This window comes from uncultured Rummeliibacillus sp. (assembly GCF_934216135.1).
Classification (GTDB): domain Bacteria; phylum Bacillota; class Bacilli; order Bacillales_A; family Planococcaceae; genus Rummeliibacillus.
Map to the genome: position 1 here is coordinate 1 of NZ_CAKQBI010000028.1, position 16,110 is coordinate 16,110.

Here is a 16,110-nt window from a genome sequence, read left to right on the forward strand (position 1 = left end):
TACGTATTGAAAAAATATTTTTCGTCACTTAAAAATGGCGTGAGCCATTGATACATCAACATTTATAGAGGGAGGTTCCTCTAATCCTTTATAACCACAAACTGGGCATGTATATTTTTTCTCCATCAAAATACCCCTCACTTTTCAATTTTATATGATGAGATTAATCCACGTTTTTTGAGCTCCAATCCACGCAATTCAGGCATCAATCCACGCTTTCTCGATGTCAATCCACGCAATTACAAATTGTATCCACGTTCCGTGAAATTTACGTCCTATTTCGAACTCTTTTATGAAAAAATAAGATACTCAGTCTCTCAACAAAAACTTTCTTACGTAACCCAAATTTGATTAATCCCAGTTAGCTATACTCAGCCGATAAAGGGATTGTTAAAATCTAGTGATTTCTTTATTTTCCTTAAAATTACTAGCTTCCAGTTTCAACCTTCAAAACCTCATACTGAAACCCTTGGAATTTATAATTCTGCTTCTGATACATATTTCTTGGGGTGTCTTCCCCATCGGCTACGAGTATGATTGTTTTATCTGGGAATTGGTCCATGACGTGACGTTGAAGCTGACCACCAATACCCTTACGTTGGTGGGATTCGATAACAAATAGGTTGTCGATTTCTGCTGTTTGTTCTTTTTCGCTGACTTCAACTGAGCCAACTGGGACGCCTTCCTTGTTATAGGCAAGGATTTGGTATCTGTAACTTTCCTCTTTGAATTGACGACGTAACATCGTTTGTTTTTGAGTTGCAAAGTTTTCGCCATATTTTAAATCTTCATTGTATTGGAGTTTTAAGAAGTCTTCTAGGTTCTTTTCTGTTACTGGTTGCACGTTGATGTTTGGATCTTTAGCAACTGTGAATTGGCTTGGTTGAATAGTATATAATTCGAGAAAGCCAATATTATAGTTTTCTTCTTTTAAATAGCTAGTGATAGGAGCAGGAATCTTTTCATCTGCTGGGAACACAAATTTTACATGTTGCTGTCCGTGTTGTTGATGAAATGTATGTAAGGCTTGTTCGATTTTTTTGAATTCTTCTAATGTAGGCATTTGCTTCCACTCGATAAAGTTACTATCATAACGGCTTAGCATTTCTGGATAATGATATTGTCGGTAAAGCGCATCTTCGTAAATGATATGACCAATTTTATGTATGTTTTGAAATGTGATGTTCATCTTTATCCCTCTTTTTGTTTTGTATTTTTAAAATAATAATCACTGCTGAATTGAATAAAATTGGAAGTTATTCGATTGAAATTATAGATCACTTCCTATATTTATATCTTTTAATTATACAGGAAATAAGTTACTTTTTTGAAGGGCTATATTTTCGAGAATAGAAATGAGTGGATTGAGTAGCGACTCAGCAGCAACAACGCGAACTACTTGAACTAACTGATATAAGGCAAAAAAGCCCTTTGACAATGTGTATTTTGTCAAAGGGTTCAATGGATTATTTGTTATAGGATCAATCTACCGCTTATTTGATTAAAAACCTGTGGTTGCAATACTATAAAAATCTCATACATTAATAATAGTTTATAGGTTCTAATACATACTTTCCATTTTTCAATTGTGTAAAATGTAAATAAACTGTGACTGCATTCATTGGACTATAGTTTTTTGGCTGGAAAGAAAAACTGAAATTTGCAAATCCCTTCCTAACTGAATAATCATTATATTCTACTTTAGAAGTTGTGACTTTTTTTACAGCCTTAGAATAGTTTGCAGTATCCTTTTTTGTATTCGCTTTTCTTGTCCTTTTTACTTTATCATTGTAATTTTCCACTGAATAACCATATCCTAGCATATATCTGCCATCTTTTTTGGATGCTAAGTGCTTTATCGCATACGTTTTGAATGCTTTTGTTTTTCCGTCTCCTAAAGAAGCACCATACATTTCATTAGTTTTGCAGCTTCTGGTCTTAATTCGCTCATAACTGTTTTTGTTTTAAATTTCTTTGGTAAAGTGATGACACCTTTTTTTGATACTACCTTTTTTTCACTAGCTGTTTGAACTACTTTTTTTGTGGATGTTGCGTTACTTTCTGCTGAAACTTCTGCTGTCCCAATTACTAAGCTACAGGCTAGAATAATTGATACAATGATTCCTTTTTTACTTAATTGTTTCATAAATCCCCTATCCTTTCACCTTCTAAATTATCCGATATTTTTCCATTACTGTGTTATTTTACCACATCACAACTTAATGTCTTTTCACTTTTCTGAAATAGTATAATAATACCAAATTATAGACTATTGTCCAAAATCTTTTTCCTATTAAACTGAGTATACCCATACTAAATATCTAGCTTATACATGATTATTATTAGTAATTTCTCCGTCTATTTTCACAAAAGGCCCCTGCTCATTAGAAGTATTACCTTTCAAAAGAGGCATGGTAGGATATAAATTTTCTGAAACGCGGGAGAATTTTTGGAAACCGCGGAAGTGGCAATCGAAATCGCGGAACTAGGAGTGAAAATCACGGAAGAGACACTCGAAATCGCGGAACCAGGAGTCGAAGTTGGGATTTGAAATAGTATGGAACCTAAAAAACAAGAGATTCGTTGACAAATAATATCATCGAATCTCTTGTTTTCTATTAACGCTACTATTCAAATGAACTTTATAGCTTGAATCTGCCAACAGTCGTGCGAAGTTGTTCTGCCATAGTGGCTAGGTTATTAGAAGAGGCAGTAATTTCTTCCATACTTGCTGTTTGTTCTTCGGATGCGGCTGCAACATTTTGAATACTGCTTGAGTTTTGAACTACGCTTGCGCTAACTTTCTTCATGGAGCCAGCGATGTTATTCATACCGCCATTCATTGCATCAATTGTTGTACTTACATGATTCACTTGAGAGTTCAACTCTGATATCGCTGAGTAGATTACTTTAAATGCATCTCCTGCTTCTTGGAAAGCATCGGCACTTACTTTTAGATTTTCATAACTTGTAGACATTGAGTCTACTGCATTTGTAGATTCAGACTTGATCAAATCAATACGATTGCTAATATCGTTTGCTGCTGTTCTAGATTGATCTGCCAGTTTTCTTACTTCTTCAGCTACAACGGCGAATCCTTTACCATGTTCACCTGCACGTGCAGCTTCTATTGATGCGTTAAGTGCAAGTAAGTTGGTTTGATCAGCGATTTCTGTAATTAATGAAACAATTTCACCAATTTCTTTAGAGTAATTGCTTAAACGATTAACCACTTCTGAAGTTGTATCAATCATCTTAGTCGTTGTGTTCATTTTATCTAACGCATTGATAATAATTTCTTTACCCTTTTCTGCTGTGTGAGTTGTATCAACTGCATTTGCGCTTACTTGTTCAACGTAGTTCGTTACGTCATTCATTTTTTTAGATATTGTATTTACATTATTTCCAATCTCTTCGACAGCATCTGTTTGTTTTTCAGTACCTGCTGATACTTCTTGCATAGATACCGTTACTTGTTCTATAGAGGCGCTTGTTTGTTCAGCTCCTGCAGACAGTTCTTCAGAAGTAGCTGCTACATTTTCAGCATTTGAACTAATTTTAGAAATAATGTCTCTTAAATCGTCTACCATATGATAAACTCCATGTGATAATTGTGCGATTTCATCTTTTCCTTTTATTTCAAATCGTTCTGCTGCTAAGTTTCCTTCACCTACTTCGTCAACATAATTGTTAATAGCAAGTACTGGCTTAATAATTCGTTTACTAATAACGTAAGCAAGGATTGCACCTAAAACAACAAATAGTAATGTCAACCCTACTGCAGTCCAAAGTGTTTTAGATTGCACTTGAGAAATAAAGGCAGCGTCCATATCTAATCCGAAAATGATATCTGTACCTTTAAACGGGACGAAAATAGATTTATGAATACCATACTTATCTTCATAAATATCACTAAACGTGACTTTACCTTGATCAATTGCTTCATTCATCTTAGGATCAAACTTATAAGCTGCATTGTGATTATCGGTATCACTCAATGCTACAATATGCTCTCTTCCATTTGAGCGGGAAAGAACATAGGCATTTTGTACTTTTAGCCGTTTTTTATCCTCATTTAAAGCCTTTAATAGTGTTTCATATTGTTTTTGATCATTATTATCAGCCGCTGTAACGAGAGAAGTGTCAACATCTTCCATTACTTTATCTGATACAAGTTCTAATTTATCCTCAAAGAGACTCATCACTCGGTTTTGAATAATATTGTTTGAAGTATAGTAAAGTATTGAGCCAAAAATGATTGAAAAAATGGCTATTGGTGAAACGAAATAAAGAATATACTTGTATAGCATTGTATGTCTATTTTTTGCTAGATTCTTCAACGGTTAAATCCTCCAATTCTTCTATTGAGTGTTTTAGAGACTCAATGATTGCTGGAATATGTTCTACTTCTGTATAAGGTGAAATGGAGAAGAATTTTGCTACTCCAACTGGGATGCGTTCTGTACTGTCAGAAGCATCAACTGTACAAATACGCGTTGTGTCTCCAAAGAACACGTCATCTCGATGTTTACCTAATATTTCAAATAATGATGAATTTAATGCATTTATCTTTTCGATTTCTGAAACGCTATATTTGCCTGCTTGTTCTGATTTCCAATTAGCATTGTTAGGATATAATCGGAACGCTGTAATTGGTCCTATATTAGTTGGGTTCACTATTTGCAGTGATGGTAATTTTTGTTGTAATTGCTGACGGAATGCTAAGTTAACACGAACATAATTTGCTAGAATTTTTTGGTAGCCTGTTTTACCGAATGCCATTAGTGCAGCATAGATTGCTATAGAGCTACCCATTCGAGAGCATTCTAATGTATATCCTGTATGATATGAACCATAACCACGGTTTCCAACATACGGTGTATCAAAATCCTCTAAATCTAAAAGACCTAGTGAACTACCTTCTTTTAATAGGAACAAGCTAGTTAGATAAGGTGTTTGACCAAGCTTTTGGAAGTCAAAACATAAAGAATCAGCCAAATGAAGATATTGCATACGTGAACGAATAACCATTAAGCTTTCAAGTACCTCATCTTCAAAGTGCAGTGGATTTTGTTTGAAATCGTAATCGTTAAAGAATGCATAAAATCCGCCCAAAGCAGAGTCTGCATGAATATGAATTGGTTTTAAATTGTATCGTTTTTCAAATTCAGTTGTAATTTCTTTAATTTCTTTAATATTATCTATTGCAAAGCTATCTGTCGCACCAGTTGTTGCAACAATATATACTGGGATTCCGCCCTTTTCTATCACTTCATTTAAACGTTTTTGTAAATCATCCATATCCATAGAATGATCTTTTCCTGCTTTTACACGGACTAAATGATTACTTCCAATACCAACAGCTTCAATTGATTTTAATAAACTATAATGTGCGTTTTCAGAAGCAAAACAGTATAGGTTATTTGGCACACCTTCTTCTTTTGCATGAGGGAATTGTTTCGCAATAGCTACGCGAAGTCCGCTAAATACTGCACCTTGTCCTCCCCAAGTGGTATAACCAAAACTCTTTGTATAATCATAGCCGACTAACTTAGACATCATCGAAATAACTTTCACTTCAGATTCTGTAGCTGCAGGCCCATAAACATCCCATAAATTATTCCCATTCAAAAGGGAGTTTACAAACAAACCTAATATACCTGGAATGCTTGCCATAGGCAGTACATTTGTCACGAAATTATGTGTATGGAACGGATGGCCTTTCATTAAGTCAGTTAACGCATTCACGACAGTATCTAAACCAGTACCATTCGTAGGGACAACATGCTCTTCCATCAACTCCTGATAAAAATTTGCCGAACGTTCTTGCATTGGTCCAAGTGTTGTTTTAGATGGATCTTTTAAGGAATCCATTGATGTTAAAATTTTTTCAAGATAATTGACTAATTGTTCTCTCTGTTTTCCATTGCCATCTTCGCTTTGGAATAGTTGTTTCATAGTATCCATTTCAAAAACACCTTTCATAGTTCTAAAAACATATATTTCGAATTAATTATTAGTAAAATATACATGTATATTATAAGTAAAAGAAACTACAAAATCCAATGTTATGTTGAAATAATAATATTCAGAAAAGTTGAACCAATTAGAGTTTTATGCCAATTAACTTCATTACGATTCATGAAATTTATAGATCAATCCATTAATCCATTTTCTCAGCTGTAATCCACAGATTTTAATTGTTAGTTAATCCGCAAATCAAGGATCAATCCACGTTTCTTCGTGGGTAATCCACGCATTTCGAGATTCAATCCACGTTCTTCAGGTGCCAATCCACGCAACTATGAATTGTATCCACGTTCCGTGAAATTTACGTCATGATTGGGATTTTTTTAGGATCATCAAGGATCTTTCAGATAAATATTAGCTCTCATAGGAGATGATAGGATATAAATTTTCTGATACGCGGGAGAATTTTCTAAAACCGCGGAAGTTGCACTCGAAATCGCGGGAGAGACACTCGAAATCGCGGAACAACTAGAAGTCGAAGTTGTTCGATGGCAGTCACCACTGTTATGTAATGGAGACCATACCACCCTTTTAGGTGTCATTCAATATTGAATCAATACTGGGATGAAACTATTAGAAGAAATAACCGTATAAATAGTATAGAGGAGGTGTGGCTATTAATGATTTTTCGTTCAAAGGTAGACAATTTCTTTGTAGCAATGATTTCTATAGCTATTTTAATAATAGGAGTTGTAACACTACTCCCTGCAATTCTTGATAAAGAAGCATCTACTACTATTAGAATTATTATGTTCGCTCTATTTATTGTTTTAGAAGGAATCATCGTGTGGACTGCCTTTTTCATTAAGTATGTTTTCTATAAGGATTATCTATTAGTGAAAGGAGGGCCATTTCGTAGTAAAATTCCATACAAAATGATCACCAAAGTATCTCCAACAAATGATATATTGACAGGCTATCGAATATTATCTTCCAGACAAGGACTTGAACTATTTTATGAATCCGGAGCACTTGGAAGTGTGAAAATTTCACCAAAGGAAAAGGCGGAGTTTATCACCGAGTTAACAAAACGTTGCTCAAACATACAGGTACAGGAATAATTTAGTCCTGCAAGTGATTAAAAGGTCAATGATTTGACTAAAATATTTTTAGGGCATTTTTAATTCCTCCTCATTGTTTATTGTCGTGGTAACATTGTAATCAAGAGGGATTGATGGCCCTTTTTCTTTTTCACAGTAATACGGATTTAATACATAGCATACATAAGCATGGCTCAACATTCTTTGTACAAAATCTACTCTCAAAAAGAAAAGGCCAATACAGATAAATCATCTATACTCGCCTTTTAACTGAATTCTATTGTTAGTTTCTCTAGGTTAATATTGGCCTTCATTTCTTTTAGAAGATCTAATCCAACAATACCATCCAAATCAAAATCGTAATTCATTGCCCCGATTTCTAATGGAAAATCAGTTGCCTCTGCTTCTCCGATTTTAATGGTATCTACCATTTTAGAAAAGACAAATTCTGAACCACCGACAACACTAATACGGTAGATTGTGTCATCTACTTCTGGAATTAGATCGATTGATTGAGCTAAATCTGTAGATATTATTGTACCCCCTGACCCCGTATCAACCAAAACTCGGTTTAGACTTAACGATTTGCCTCTAAATATTACTTTCAAATCAGTAAGCAATAATCCATCCTCAATGATTAACTTTTTCACTACCTTCTAACACCTACCCGTTTTTTCTCAATAATATTGGGATTCTTACGATTTGTATGAAGAACATATAATTCACGCGATGGATTTTCTTGATGAAGTTCCTGGTATGCTTTCATTGCATCAGGAGAATTAGAAAATTTCTTGATTGGTATAATTTCTTTTAAAATACGTTCACTTTTTTCATTAGTATATGCTTCAACAGCTTCAATCAATACCCATTGTTTTGGAAATGCCTGGCACACTTCTTCCCATTTCATATAAGCCACCTCCGATTGTTTTCTATCTATTTTATCATGTTAGATTAGTATTTTTTGAGTTGTAAATTTAAATGGATTTTATTGGTTTTATTGTTTAATCCACGCATATCGTGATTCAATCCACGTTCTTCCGTTGTTAATCCACGTATTTCGTGATTTAATCCACGTTCTTTCACTGCCAATCCACGCGTTTTCGAATTGTATCCACGCTCCGTGAAATTTACGTCCCAACTTCAACTCTTTCTATGGCATTCAAGAAACTTAAAAGAGGAAAATTAGAATATAACTATACAAATCTCCATAAAAAATAAAAATGTGCACGTATACTAAAATTATCAACATAAATTAAAAAGACCGCTGATGTTAGTCCATCAACGGTCAAACAGATAGTCGGTTCCCTCAAGGGGATTGGCAGTTGTTTTAGGTGAATTAACCCATCAGAGCCCTAACTCAAGGATGGGGTTTTTTTTATGGTTAAATGACAGAATACTAATCACTAATGCCGCTAAATCAATGCAAACTTTAAAGCTTCGAAAAACGTACGTGCACTATTCTCTTTCTATCATCTTTTCCTTCTATAAAACTTTCGCAAAAGTAAAATATAAATCAAGTCGTATACTAACGTAGCAATTGAAAGTATTGTAATGAGACTGGTTCTGAAATAAATATAAAATGCGATGGCTGCACATAAGCTTCCAAGCATTTTAAAAATTGCAATACTAATTGATTGGCCGCTTCTATTTTCCCTACTTAATAATAGAGAAATAAATAACCCTGACATCATTAAGTTTTGCCCAAATGCAGCGTATTTCCCTTCGATATCATTAAACTCAAATGCCATCGCCATGATGATCAGGAAACTAAATACAAGTGTTATGAAAAATGAGGAATAGAAATATCTTTCTGAAATACCCTTCTTCTTCTCTTTTGGTCCATACAATAGATATTGCATCAAAATGATAACATCTAGTAAAAACCAAATGAGCGTAATGATTTTTTGTGGCCCGGAATGCGGAAACACAAAGGTATAGATGAACTCCCACGCTATATTGGCACAAAGAGCCGCCATCGGCATACCATAACTTTTATCTAGAAACCCACGTATAATAATTAAAATATATGTAATGATCCAAAATAGCCCCGTACCTAACTGTAGAATAGAAAGCAAGTCTCCTTGAATGAACAACTACATCCCCCAAATCCAACAATTTTGATACTAAAAACTTATTCTTTATTTGGTTTCATTATGAGTAGAAATCGATTTTGGAACATTGCTTACTCATCACCTATTTAGCATGTTCCAAAATACAGTTATGGTATAATTAACAAAAAATGTATAGAAGGTTTTAACATGACAAAGTATTATTCAATATTTACAGCACTTTTTCTTATCATTTTTTCCTTTTCTGCATATAAAGATGACCATCCAGGTTATGCAATTTACTATGGTATTAGCTTTGCTTTCATACTAATAGTAGAGCTATTAAAACTTTTCTTTAAACATAAAAAGGCTTAATTTTTTTAGATACATAAAAACCTTTTACAAATGCTATTTGTGAGAAATCGAAAACGCCAAGCTCATCAGGCTTCTCTATTTTTGCATCTGGAACTTCTTTTACTTTCACATCTTTTACACCTTGATAAGTTACAGCTTTCAAACGGTTCCCCCCTGCTGGATAAAGTATTGGTCATAAACAAGTTACCTCTTTAAGTTATTTACCCACTTAACTAAAAAATATACTTTACACCATTAATCAGAACCATTAAAACTGCACACTAAAACCATTAAATTTGTGGATTCCTGTACCGAATTTAGTAAGTTCATTTTCTCTCAAAAACTTAACTGCCCTTTTTACTTCTTTTAAAATGATTGGTTCAAGTCCTAAAGTATTATGTGAACCGTAAATCATCGAAACGTTAGGGATGTCTGAAATTTTTTCTAATGAATTAACTAAATCAATAGGGTTTGTTGAAGGATAAAAAGCGTATATAGGGGTTTCATCATATAATAAATCCCCTGTAAATAAATAACCGTTTTTTTCATCTAAAATACAAATATGACCAGGAGAATGTCCAGGCGTATGATAGATGATTAATTTTCTATCTCCTAATTCGATTACATCACCATCAACTAACAAATCCGTAGGCTCCCCTTGAAATGGTTGATATGTATCTGCATTAAAATTACTTGGAAGAGGCAATGTTATATCTCTACTAATATCCTTTCTTATTTGTTCTATTGATAAGCCTTTTATCCCATTCACACCAATCTTTATCTTCCTCATGAACAAATATCCTTTCAAATTCCCCATGACTTCCAATATGATCCGTATGTACATGGGTAGTGATTACGTCAATCGGTAAAGTAGTCAATTGGTCAGTTATTCTCTTTATATTATCAATTCCAAGACCAGTATCAATTAATGCCGCCTTTTGATTACCCAATAATAAAAATGAGTGTACTTTCTCCCAATGTCCATATTCACTTATTGCATATGTATTACAATCAATCTGTTGCACCGTAAACCACGAATCTACTATCATACATTACCTCCCAAAATACTTTTACTCACTTGTTCTACATTACAATTTAATATCCTTTGCCTTATAGAAATCCCTATATAAATAGAAGGAAAAGTATACCGGAGTTATTCAATAAAAAAACATAGGGAGCATATACTTCCTATGTTTTCATTCATATTATTTATCAGTTTGATTTTGCTTCTTTTTCAAATACTCTGCACGTATTTTTTCAAGTTGCTGCTTTTTATCAAATTGGGTAGGCTTGTTTTTTTCGTGATACTTTGTCACAGCTGCCTTACCTTTGCTATCTAATTGATATTTTCCCACTGTATTCACCTACTTTTCTTGTCAAAGAGAATCTACTCAACATATAATATACCTTATTTTACTGAAGTAATCCTCATTAATGTACTGTTAACCTTGAATAAATCAATAAAAACATTAAAAACTTACTAAAATAATTCACCGCCTAATGGTATCAAATCTTAATATAATGAAGGATTCTATCGATGATACTTGTATGACTCTTCAAACATAATATGAAAAATTCTGTGCATCAAACGACATAAAATGATACTATTTATGATGGTAAACTATTTGAATTTACTTGAATCATTTATAGAAGTTTCACAAGGAGAAGATCATATGAACAACGAAGATAATTTTTGGCTTGATTTACCGAAGCCGTTTTTTATATTAGCACCAATGGAAGATGTCACAGATGTTGTCTTTCGCCATGTCATTAGTAAAGCTGGAAAACCTGATGTATTTTTCACAGAGTTTACTAATACCGATAGTTATTGTCACCCTGAAGGTAAAGAAAGTGTACGTGGTCGTTTAACGTTTACTGAAGATGAACAACCGATTGTCGCACACATTTGGGGTAATAAACCAGCATTTTTTGAAGAAATGAGTATCGGGATGAAAAAGCTAGGTTACCGTGGTATTGATATTAACATGGGATGCCCAGTACCTAACGTTGCAGGTAACGGAAAAGGATCTGGATTGATCAACCATCCTGATGTAGCAGCTGAAATTATTCAAGCCGCAAAAGCAGGTGGCCTACCTGTTAGTGTAAAAACAAGATTAGGATTCACTGATATTGAAGAATGGCACGATTGGTTAGAACATGTGTTAAAACAAGATATTGCAAATCTAACTATTCACCTTCGTACAAGAAAAGAAATGAGTAAAGTAGATGCGCACTGGGAACTAATACCGGAAATAAAAAAATTACGAGATGAAATCGCTCCTAACACACTGTTAACTATTAATGGGGATATCCCTGACCGTGCAACTGGATTAAAATTAGTCGAACAATACGGTGTTGATGGTGTTATGATTGGCCGTGGTGTCTTCACTAATCCATTTGCTTTTGAAAAAGAACCAAAAGAACATAGTGTTGAGGAATTCCTCAATCTATTACTATTACAGTTGGATCTTTACGAAAAATATTTAGAATCAGTGCCTCGTCCATATACACACCTTCATCGCTTCTTCAAAATCTATGTTCGTGGATTTAGTGGCGCAGCTGAACTAAGAAACCAATTAATGAATACCAAGTCAGCAGATGAAGCACGTCAATTGGTTTATCAGGTTTTAAATAAAGAAATATAGATTAATACAAACAAAAAAGCCTATCTATTCTAAGGTAGGCTTAATCCCATCGTTTAAATAATCCACTTTTCTTCTTTTTCTTTTCTCTTTCATCCAATATATTTAGTACAGTTTGATTTTCCTCATGAATCGAATTCTTCATCACATTAGATACTGACATTTTTGGTTTATGTTTATTTGACTTTGCTTTATTGCGTTCAAAAGGCATTGTACATTCTCCTCTGTTCAAATGATTATCTATATTTTGTCCAGAGTTGGTAATCTTTATAACAAAAAAGAGATGTAAAGGGTCATTCCTTACATCTCCTTCTATTTATGCTCTTTTTGCTAGTATACGCAACGCCTTTTTGTTTAGGTTATGAACTGAATTAAATGATTCTGAAACATTCACAGTCATTTTAGGTCTATGTTGATCGGTAGAATAGTTTTTTCTTCGAATATTTGGCTTACTTTTTTCTTGAACCGGGATAGGAGTTTTTGTTTCTTTATATGTTTCCATAATCATTCCCTCCTTTGGATTCTATATCCTAATTATAGTACTACTAAAAATATTAATCCATATACCAATCAAATATTTGTGTTAAGTTTAAAATATGAGAGGCATCTATTCCATCGACTTCAATAAATGTTGAGCTTATTCCTATGAGAATATCATATTTTCTTCCATAAAAAGGGATGATAAATACCTTTTTATCTTTAAAATTGTCTGAAGAACTAACTTCCTTTTTATTGTGAAGTTCTATCGCTTTCCCATCTAATAATTCTTGTACCAAAAACAGCTTCCATTCTCCATCTACTATGGTCTTATTGTAGCATTGTTCAATACGGGTAAATGCTTGTTTAATATCCAAGTTACTATGAAGGTCTTCTAAATTAGCATTTAATCCGCTTTCAAATTCAAATATAGCCAAATCTATTTGAAAAGTACCGGTGTAAAATTCTAGGAATTTTTTCAAATCTTCTTTATAATCATCAAATTTAAGATGTAAAGGGATATTATTTAAGTAATTAGTACTCTTATTCAGAACAATATCAGTAAAACATTCAACCTTTTGAGAGTTATAGCTAATAATTTCCTCATTTTTCTTGATAATTTTACGAATATAATGATCATGTTTAAATTCTGCATTCCAAATTTTCAAAATATCTGGGGTTTGAAACACTGCTAAATCGATAAATACAAATAGAGCAGCCAATTCTAAAAGTTGCTTCCAATCATCTAAATTGATTTTCTCTAACATTAATCCTATTGATATACCTACAACAAAAATAGCATAAAAGAATCTTCTTAACATTTGAAGGTTTTCAACATACTTGTCTATGTTGATGAAAGAAAGGTACATACTAAAAAATATGTATACTAGTACCGTTAAGAAAAAAATGATAAAAAATATCCCCATATATTATCTCCCCTTTTACTTTATCACCTATCAATTTTGTAAAAATATCACTGGATAAAGCTACTAAAAACGAGATAGACTATCTTCCCCAATATTCTATGTGAAATATTTTTAAATTATCCTTTCCCTTTCAGATGTTCTATAAGCTATTTAATCAGTTCCATTGGCAAAAACCTATAACCAATACCCTACTCACTTTCAAATAATCTACTGCTTATCCATAGTTAAGAGATGATTTGTATTGTTTGTAAATAAAACTAAACGTCCTTCCTTGTTTATCTCTAATAGATGAATACCTGTATCACCTGTTAGAAAATAGCTATTATGTATGACAGGAAGTTGCAGGAAACTTTCAATAATACGAGAAATCATTCCCCCATGAGAAACAATCGCTATTTCCTCAAAGCCTTTACTCTTATCTAAGATCCTAGAGAGAACTTGTTCTGCCCGCATGCGGAATTCAATTTTACTTTCACCAAACGTTCCCACCTTTTCATGAGGAAGTAGATTCACTGGATGCTTAACTTCGCTAAATGGTTTTCCTGCTAAATCTCCATTATTATGTTCCTGAAGTTCATCCAAGAATTCAATCTCACAACCTATTTGCTTTCTTAATACCTTAGCCGTTTCCTCTGCTCTTTTTAATGTGCTAGACCAAATTTTTTCAACATTGAATTCTTTTTTAACACGATTAGCCATACATAACGCTTGTTCTTTCCCCATTTTAGTTAACGGATAATCGGCTCTTCCCTCATGTACATTCAAAAGATCCGCCTCTGATTCCCCATGCCGAATTAATAAGATTTTCATCGTATACAACTCCTTTTTTATCATATAAGTATGTTAATATTTATGTTTACACCCTAGTATAATGAATATTCAGAATAATATATATTGAGGTGTTTATTTTACTTGTTAGAACTAGACGAAATTATTAGTTCCTTTTGTAAACGATTATTAAGATAGTAATTTTAAGTCCATGCAAAAACTTTTTTTAGCTGTAGCAGTTATTTTGGAGATTTTACGAACTTTAAAAATGGTGGGAAATCTAGATGTGTCAAACTATCTAATGCAATGGGGACGGATTATGTTGCTATCCATGCTGGAGACGGATTGGTACCTTGAAAAAGACTAGAATTAAATTTATACCTAATTAAAGGATATTTTTCACCCAAGTAAAAATTCGAACAAGCTGAAGTGGTTCAAACCAAGTAATCCAAAACAACAATACAAAGGACAAAATAAGTGACATGAATTTTAAAGTTCCTTCTTCATGTTTTATAGTAGCTATAAAACTTAATACAATCCCTATAATAAAGGAAAACAAACTTAAAACCATAATTGGTTCAGAATAACCCTCCATTCCCAAATTGAGGCCAAACAATATGAGTCCTACAATCAGTAATCCGAAAGACCATTTACTAAATCGTTTCATCATTTACCTCCGAGTTTATGTTATAAACATTTTCTTAAAAGAATTCGCAACTATTAGATTATAATATTATCAAAATAATGATAATATTAAAAATAATTCGCACAAGATATATCTATGGAGGTATCTATGGAATTTACTTTAGAATCAGATTATATCAATGACTATTTACAAGAATCTAATGAAGTAGATTATTCAAACCCTATCATTCAAAGAAAAGCAGAAGAGCTATTTAAAACCAATCAAACAGATGTAGAAAAAATACAAAATGCATTTGAATTTGTACGCGATGAAGTGTCACATTCATGGGATATTCAAGATGAATTAGTCACTTGTCATGCTTCAGAAGTTTTGAGTTATCAAAAAGGTATTTGTTATGCTAAATCAAATCTACTTGCTGCACTACTGCGTTCACAAGGGATTCCAACAGGTTTTTGTTATCAACGTTTGATGATATTTGATACACCTGAAAAAGGCTATTCTCTACATTCATTAAACGCAGTGTACATAAAATCCTTAAATAAATGGATACGATTAGATTCACGAGGAAACAAAAAAGGCGTAAATGCTCAGTTTTCTACAGGGAAAGAAATGCTTGCGTTTTCTGTAAACCCAGAGCTAGATGAGATCGATTACCCAATCATTTTTGTAGAACCTAATCGTAAAACAATTGACGTTTTAAGAAAGCATAACAATGCAATAAAAATGTATTTGAATTTTTTACCTGATAAAATATAACTGGAATATTTTAGATTAATCAAGTGATTCATCTAGTAATAAACGAATTTTCTCCATATTATCATAACTTGAAAGGCATCATGAAATACCTTTCTCCCTTTCTTCGATACGAAAGAAGAAATTGAACCTTTATTGATTCCTTGTTACATCGAGGCAATTTTCTTTCTCTGAAACTTAAATTTTTTCCAAACGTATAAAAGTTAAAGTTTATCGTGAAGGTGTTGATTTGCTTGATCTTACTTGCAGAAATATTACGTGCCATCGCCATTGTAGTGCTAATGATAAGTTCCTCTTTTTATTTTCAATATTTAGCAAAAACGAAAAAACAAAGAAAACTTACGACCTTTGAAGTCACAATGTATATCCTGATTCAGATTGCGTATTTATTATTTGCAATTAGTTTATTAATCTTTGTATTTGTTG

At 33.0% G+C, this 16,110-nt stretch carries 20 protein-coding genes and 1 pseudogene; 4 read left to right on the plus strand and 17 right to left on the minus strand.

Annotation, left to right across the window (positions count from 1 at the left end; genetic code table 11):
- Positions 1-427: 427 nt before the first annotated feature.
- The 5 genes from Q0977_RS14535 to Q0977_RS14555 form a co-directional block, all read right to left on the minus strand.
- A complete protein-coding gene (locus Q0977_RS14535) occupies positions 428-1,189 on the minus strand; it encodes a GNAT family N-acetyltransferase (protein WP_299515287.1) in 762 nt (253 codons plus the stop codon).
- 352 nt (positions 1,190-1,541) lie between these two features.
- Positions 1,542-1,913, minus strand: coding sequence for a hypothetical protein (locus tag Q0977_RS14540; RefSeq protein WP_124217672.1), 372 nt, complete (start codon positions 1,911-1,913; stop codon positions 1,542-1,544).
- Positions 1,895-2,146, minus strand: a complete 252-nt coding sequence (locus tag Q0977_RS14545; RefSeq protein WP_124217673.1) for a hypothetical protein — start codon at positions 2,144-2,146, stop codon at positions 1,895-1,897. The genes Q0977_RS14540 and Q0977_RS14545 overlap by 19 nt, the downstream gene beginning before the upstream one ends.
- A 496-nt stretch (positions 2,147-2,642) precedes the next feature.
- Positions 2,643-4,340 (minus strand): methyl-accepting chemotaxis protein, encoded by a 1,698-nt coding sequence (locus Q0977_RS14550; protein ID WP_299515293.1) that lies wholly within the window; start codon positions 4,338-4,340, stop codon positions 2,643-2,645.
- On the minus strand, positions 4,318-5,967 hold the full coding sequence (locus Q0977_RS14555) for a pyridoxal-dependent decarboxylase (RefSeq protein ID WP_299515295.1): 1,650 nt from the start codon (positions 5,965-5,967) through the stop codon (positions 4,318-4,320). The genes Q0977_RS14550 and Q0977_RS14555 overlap by 23 nt, the downstream gene beginning before the upstream one ends.
- A gap of 683 nt (positions 5,968-6,650) precedes the next feature.
- Between Q0977_RS14555 and Q0977_RS14560 the strand changes: the two genes are divergently transcribed.
- The gene (locus Q0977_RS14560) at positions 6,651-7,091 is read left to right on the plus strand and encodes a PH domain-containing protein (protein WP_124217676.1); all 441 of its coding nucleotides are present in this window, start codon (positions 6,651-6,653) and stop codon (positions 7,089-7,091) included.
- A gap of 245 nt (positions 7,092-7,336) precedes the next feature.
- Here the strand turns inward: Q0977_RS14560 and Q0977_RS14565 are convergent, their stop codons facing one another.
- From Q0977_RS14565 to Q0977_RS14580, 4 genes are all read right to left on the minus strand, one after another.
- Positions 7,337-7,720, minus strand: a complete 384-nt coding sequence (locus tag Q0977_RS14565) for a retropepsin-like aspartic protease (protein WP_299515301.1) — start codon at positions 7,718-7,720, stop codon at positions 7,337-7,339.
- On the minus strand, positions 7,720-7,977 hold the full coding sequence (locus Q0977_RS14570) for a hypothetical protein (RefSeq protein WP_119416777.1): 258 nt from the start codon (positions 7,975-7,977) through the stop codon (positions 7,720-7,722). Before Q0977_RS14570 ends, Q0977_RS14565 begins: the two co-directional genes overlap by 1 nt.
- Positions 7,978-8,021: 44 nt before the next feature.
- Positions 8,022-8,153, minus strand: coding sequence for a hypothetical protein (locus Q0977_RS14575; RefSeq protein ID WP_256386322.1), 132 nt, complete (start codon positions 8,151-8,153; stop codon positions 8,022-8,024).
- Positions 8,154-8,539: 386 nt separating this feature from the next.
- Entirely contained in the window at positions 8,540-9,163 is a 624-nt protein-coding gene (locus Q0977_RS14580; protein WP_124217677.1) for a hypothetical protein, read from the minus strand.
- 165 nt (positions 9,164-9,328) lie between these two features.
- On the opposite strand from Q0977_RS14580, the gene Q0977_RS14585 reads away from it, so the two are divergent.
- Positions 9,329-9,493: a hypothetical protein gene (locus Q0977_RS14585; protein WP_164489559.1), complete on the plus strand. Its 165-nt coding sequence runs from the start codon at positions 9,329-9,331 to the stop codon at positions 9,491-9,493.
- Here Q0977_RS14585 and Q0977_RS18280 read toward each other — a convergent pair.
- From Q0977_RS18280 to Q0977_RS14600, 3 genes and pseudogenes are all read right to left on the minus strand, one after another.
- A complete protein-coding gene (locus Q0977_RS18280) occupies positions 9,474-9,635 on the minus strand; it encodes a hypothetical protein (protein ID WP_367269483.1) in 162 nt (53 codons plus the stop codon). The two genes, Q0977_RS14585 and Q0977_RS18280, sit on opposite strands and share 20 nt — an antisense overlap.
- A gap of 105 nt (positions 9,636-9,740) precedes the next feature.
- A pseudogene (locus tag Q0977_RS14595) lies at positions 9,741-10,521 on the minus strand (MBL fold metallo-hydrolase).
- Positions 10,522-10,677: 156 nt separating this feature from the next.
- Positions 10,678-10,827: a hypothetical protein gene (locus Q0977_RS14600; RefSeq protein ID WP_164489560.1), complete on the minus strand. Its 150-nt coding sequence runs from the start codon at positions 10,825-10,827 to the stop codon at positions 10,678-10,680.
- 318 nt (positions 10,828-11,145) lie between these two features.
- Here Q0977_RS14600 and Q0977_RS14605 point away from each other — a divergent pair, with 318 nt between their 5' ends.
- Positions 11,146-12,117: a tRNA-dihydrouridine synthase gene (locus Q0977_RS14605; RefSeq protein WP_119417011.1), complete on the plus strand. Its 972-nt coding sequence runs from the start codon at positions 11,146-11,148 to the stop codon at positions 12,115-12,117.
- A gap of 40 nt (positions 12,118-12,157) precedes the next feature.
- Here the strand turns inward: Q0977_RS14605 and Q0977_RS14610 are convergent, their stop codons facing one another.
- The 5 genes from Q0977_RS14610 to Q0977_RS14630 all read right to left on the minus strand — a co-directional run bounded on the left by Q0977_RS14610 (position 12,158) and on the right by Q0977_RS14630 (position 14,952).
- The gene (locus tag Q0977_RS14610) at positions 12,158-12,325 is read right to left on the minus strand and encodes a hypothetical protein (RefSeq protein WP_158582407.1); all 168 of its coding nucleotides are present in this window, start codon (positions 12,323-12,325) and stop codon (positions 12,158-12,160) included.
- 105 nt (positions 12,326-12,430) lie between these two features.
- A complete protein-coding gene (locus Q0977_RS14615; RefSeq protein ID WP_119417010.1) occupies positions 12,431-12,616 on the minus strand; it encodes a hypothetical protein in 186 nt (61 codons plus the stop codon).
- Between the two features lie 52 nt (positions 12,617-12,668).
- Positions 12,669-13,517, minus strand: coding sequence for a type II toxin-antitoxin system SpoIISA family toxin (locus Q0977_RS14620; RefSeq protein ID WP_299515306.1), 849 nt, complete (start codon positions 13,515-13,517; stop codon positions 12,669-12,671).
- Positions 13,518-13,724: 207 nt separating this feature from the next.
- A complete protein-coding gene (locus Q0977_RS14625; RefSeq protein WP_299515308.1) occupies positions 13,725-14,327 on the minus strand; it encodes a histidine phosphatase family protein in 603 nt (200 codons plus the stop codon).
- Positions 14,328-14,670: 343 nt separating this feature from the next.
- Positions 14,671-14,952, minus strand: a complete 282-nt coding sequence (locus tag Q0977_RS14630; protein WP_299515310.1) for a hypothetical protein — start codon at positions 14,950-14,952, stop codon at positions 14,671-14,673.
- A 126-nt stretch (positions 14,953-15,078) separates the two neighbouring features.
- On the opposite strand from Q0977_RS14630, the gene Q0977_RS14635 reads away from it, so the two are divergent.
- Entirely contained in the window at positions 15,079-15,687 is a 609-nt protein-coding gene (locus Q0977_RS14635; RefSeq protein WP_299515311.1) for a transglutaminase family protein, read from the plus strand.
- Positions 15,688-16,110 lie beyond the last annotated feature (423 nt).

Coding starts and splice junctions, on each gene's coding strand:
- Q0977_RS14535 (WP_299515287.1), bottom strand. CDS start 1,189: ATGAACATCACATTTCAAAACATACATAAAATTGGTCATATCATTTAC.
- Q0977_RS14545 (WP_124217673.1), bottom strand. CDS start 2,146: ATGAAACAATTAAGTAAAAAAGGAATCATTGTATCAATTATTCTAGCC.
- Q0977_RS14560 (WP_124217676.1), top strand. CDS start 6,651: ATGATTTTTCGTTCAAAGGTAGACAATTTCTTTGTAGCAATGATTTCT.
- Q0977_RS14555 (WP_299515295.1), bottom strand. CDS start 5,967: ATGGATACTATGAAACAACTATTCCAAAGCGAAGATGGCAATGGAAAA.
- Q0977_RS14605 (WP_119417011.1), top strand. CDS start 11,146: ATGAACAACGAAGATAATTTTTGGCTTGATTTACCGAAGCCGTTTTTT.
- Q0977_RS14610 (WP_158582407.1), bottom strand. CDS start 12,325: ATGCCTTTTGAACGCAATAAAGCAAAGTCAAATAAACATAAACCAAAA.
- Q0977_RS14630 (WP_299515310.1), bottom strand. CDS start 14,952: ATGAAACGATTTAGTAAATGGTCTTTCGGATTACTGATTGTAGGACTC.
- Q0977_RS14540 (WP_124217672.1), bottom strand. CDS start 1,913: ATGTATGGTGCTTCTTTAGGAGACGGAAAAACAAAAGCATTCAAAACG.
- Q0977_RS14615 (WP_119417010.1), bottom strand. CDS start 12,616: ATGGAAACATATAAAGAAACAAAAACTCCTATCCCGGTTCAAGAAAAA.
- Q0977_RS14620 (WP_299515306.1), bottom strand. CDS start 13,517: ATGGGGATATTTTTTATCATTTTTTTCTTAACGGTACTAGTATACATA.
- Q0977_RS14570 (WP_119416777.1), bottom strand. CDS start 7,977: ATGAAATGGGAAGAAGTGTGCCAGGCATTTCCAAAACAATGGGTATTG.
- Q0977_RS14635 (WP_299515311.1), top strand. CDS start 15,079: ATGGAATTTACTTTAGAATCAGATTATATCAATGACTATTTACAAGAA.
- Q0977_RS14585 (WP_164489559.1), top strand. CDS start 9,329: ATGACAAAGTATTATTCAATATTTACAGCACTTTTTCTTATCATTTTT.
- Q0977_RS14625 (WP_299515308.1), bottom strand. CDS start 14,327: ATGAAAATCTTATTAATTCGGCATGGGGAATCAGAGGCGGATCTTTTG.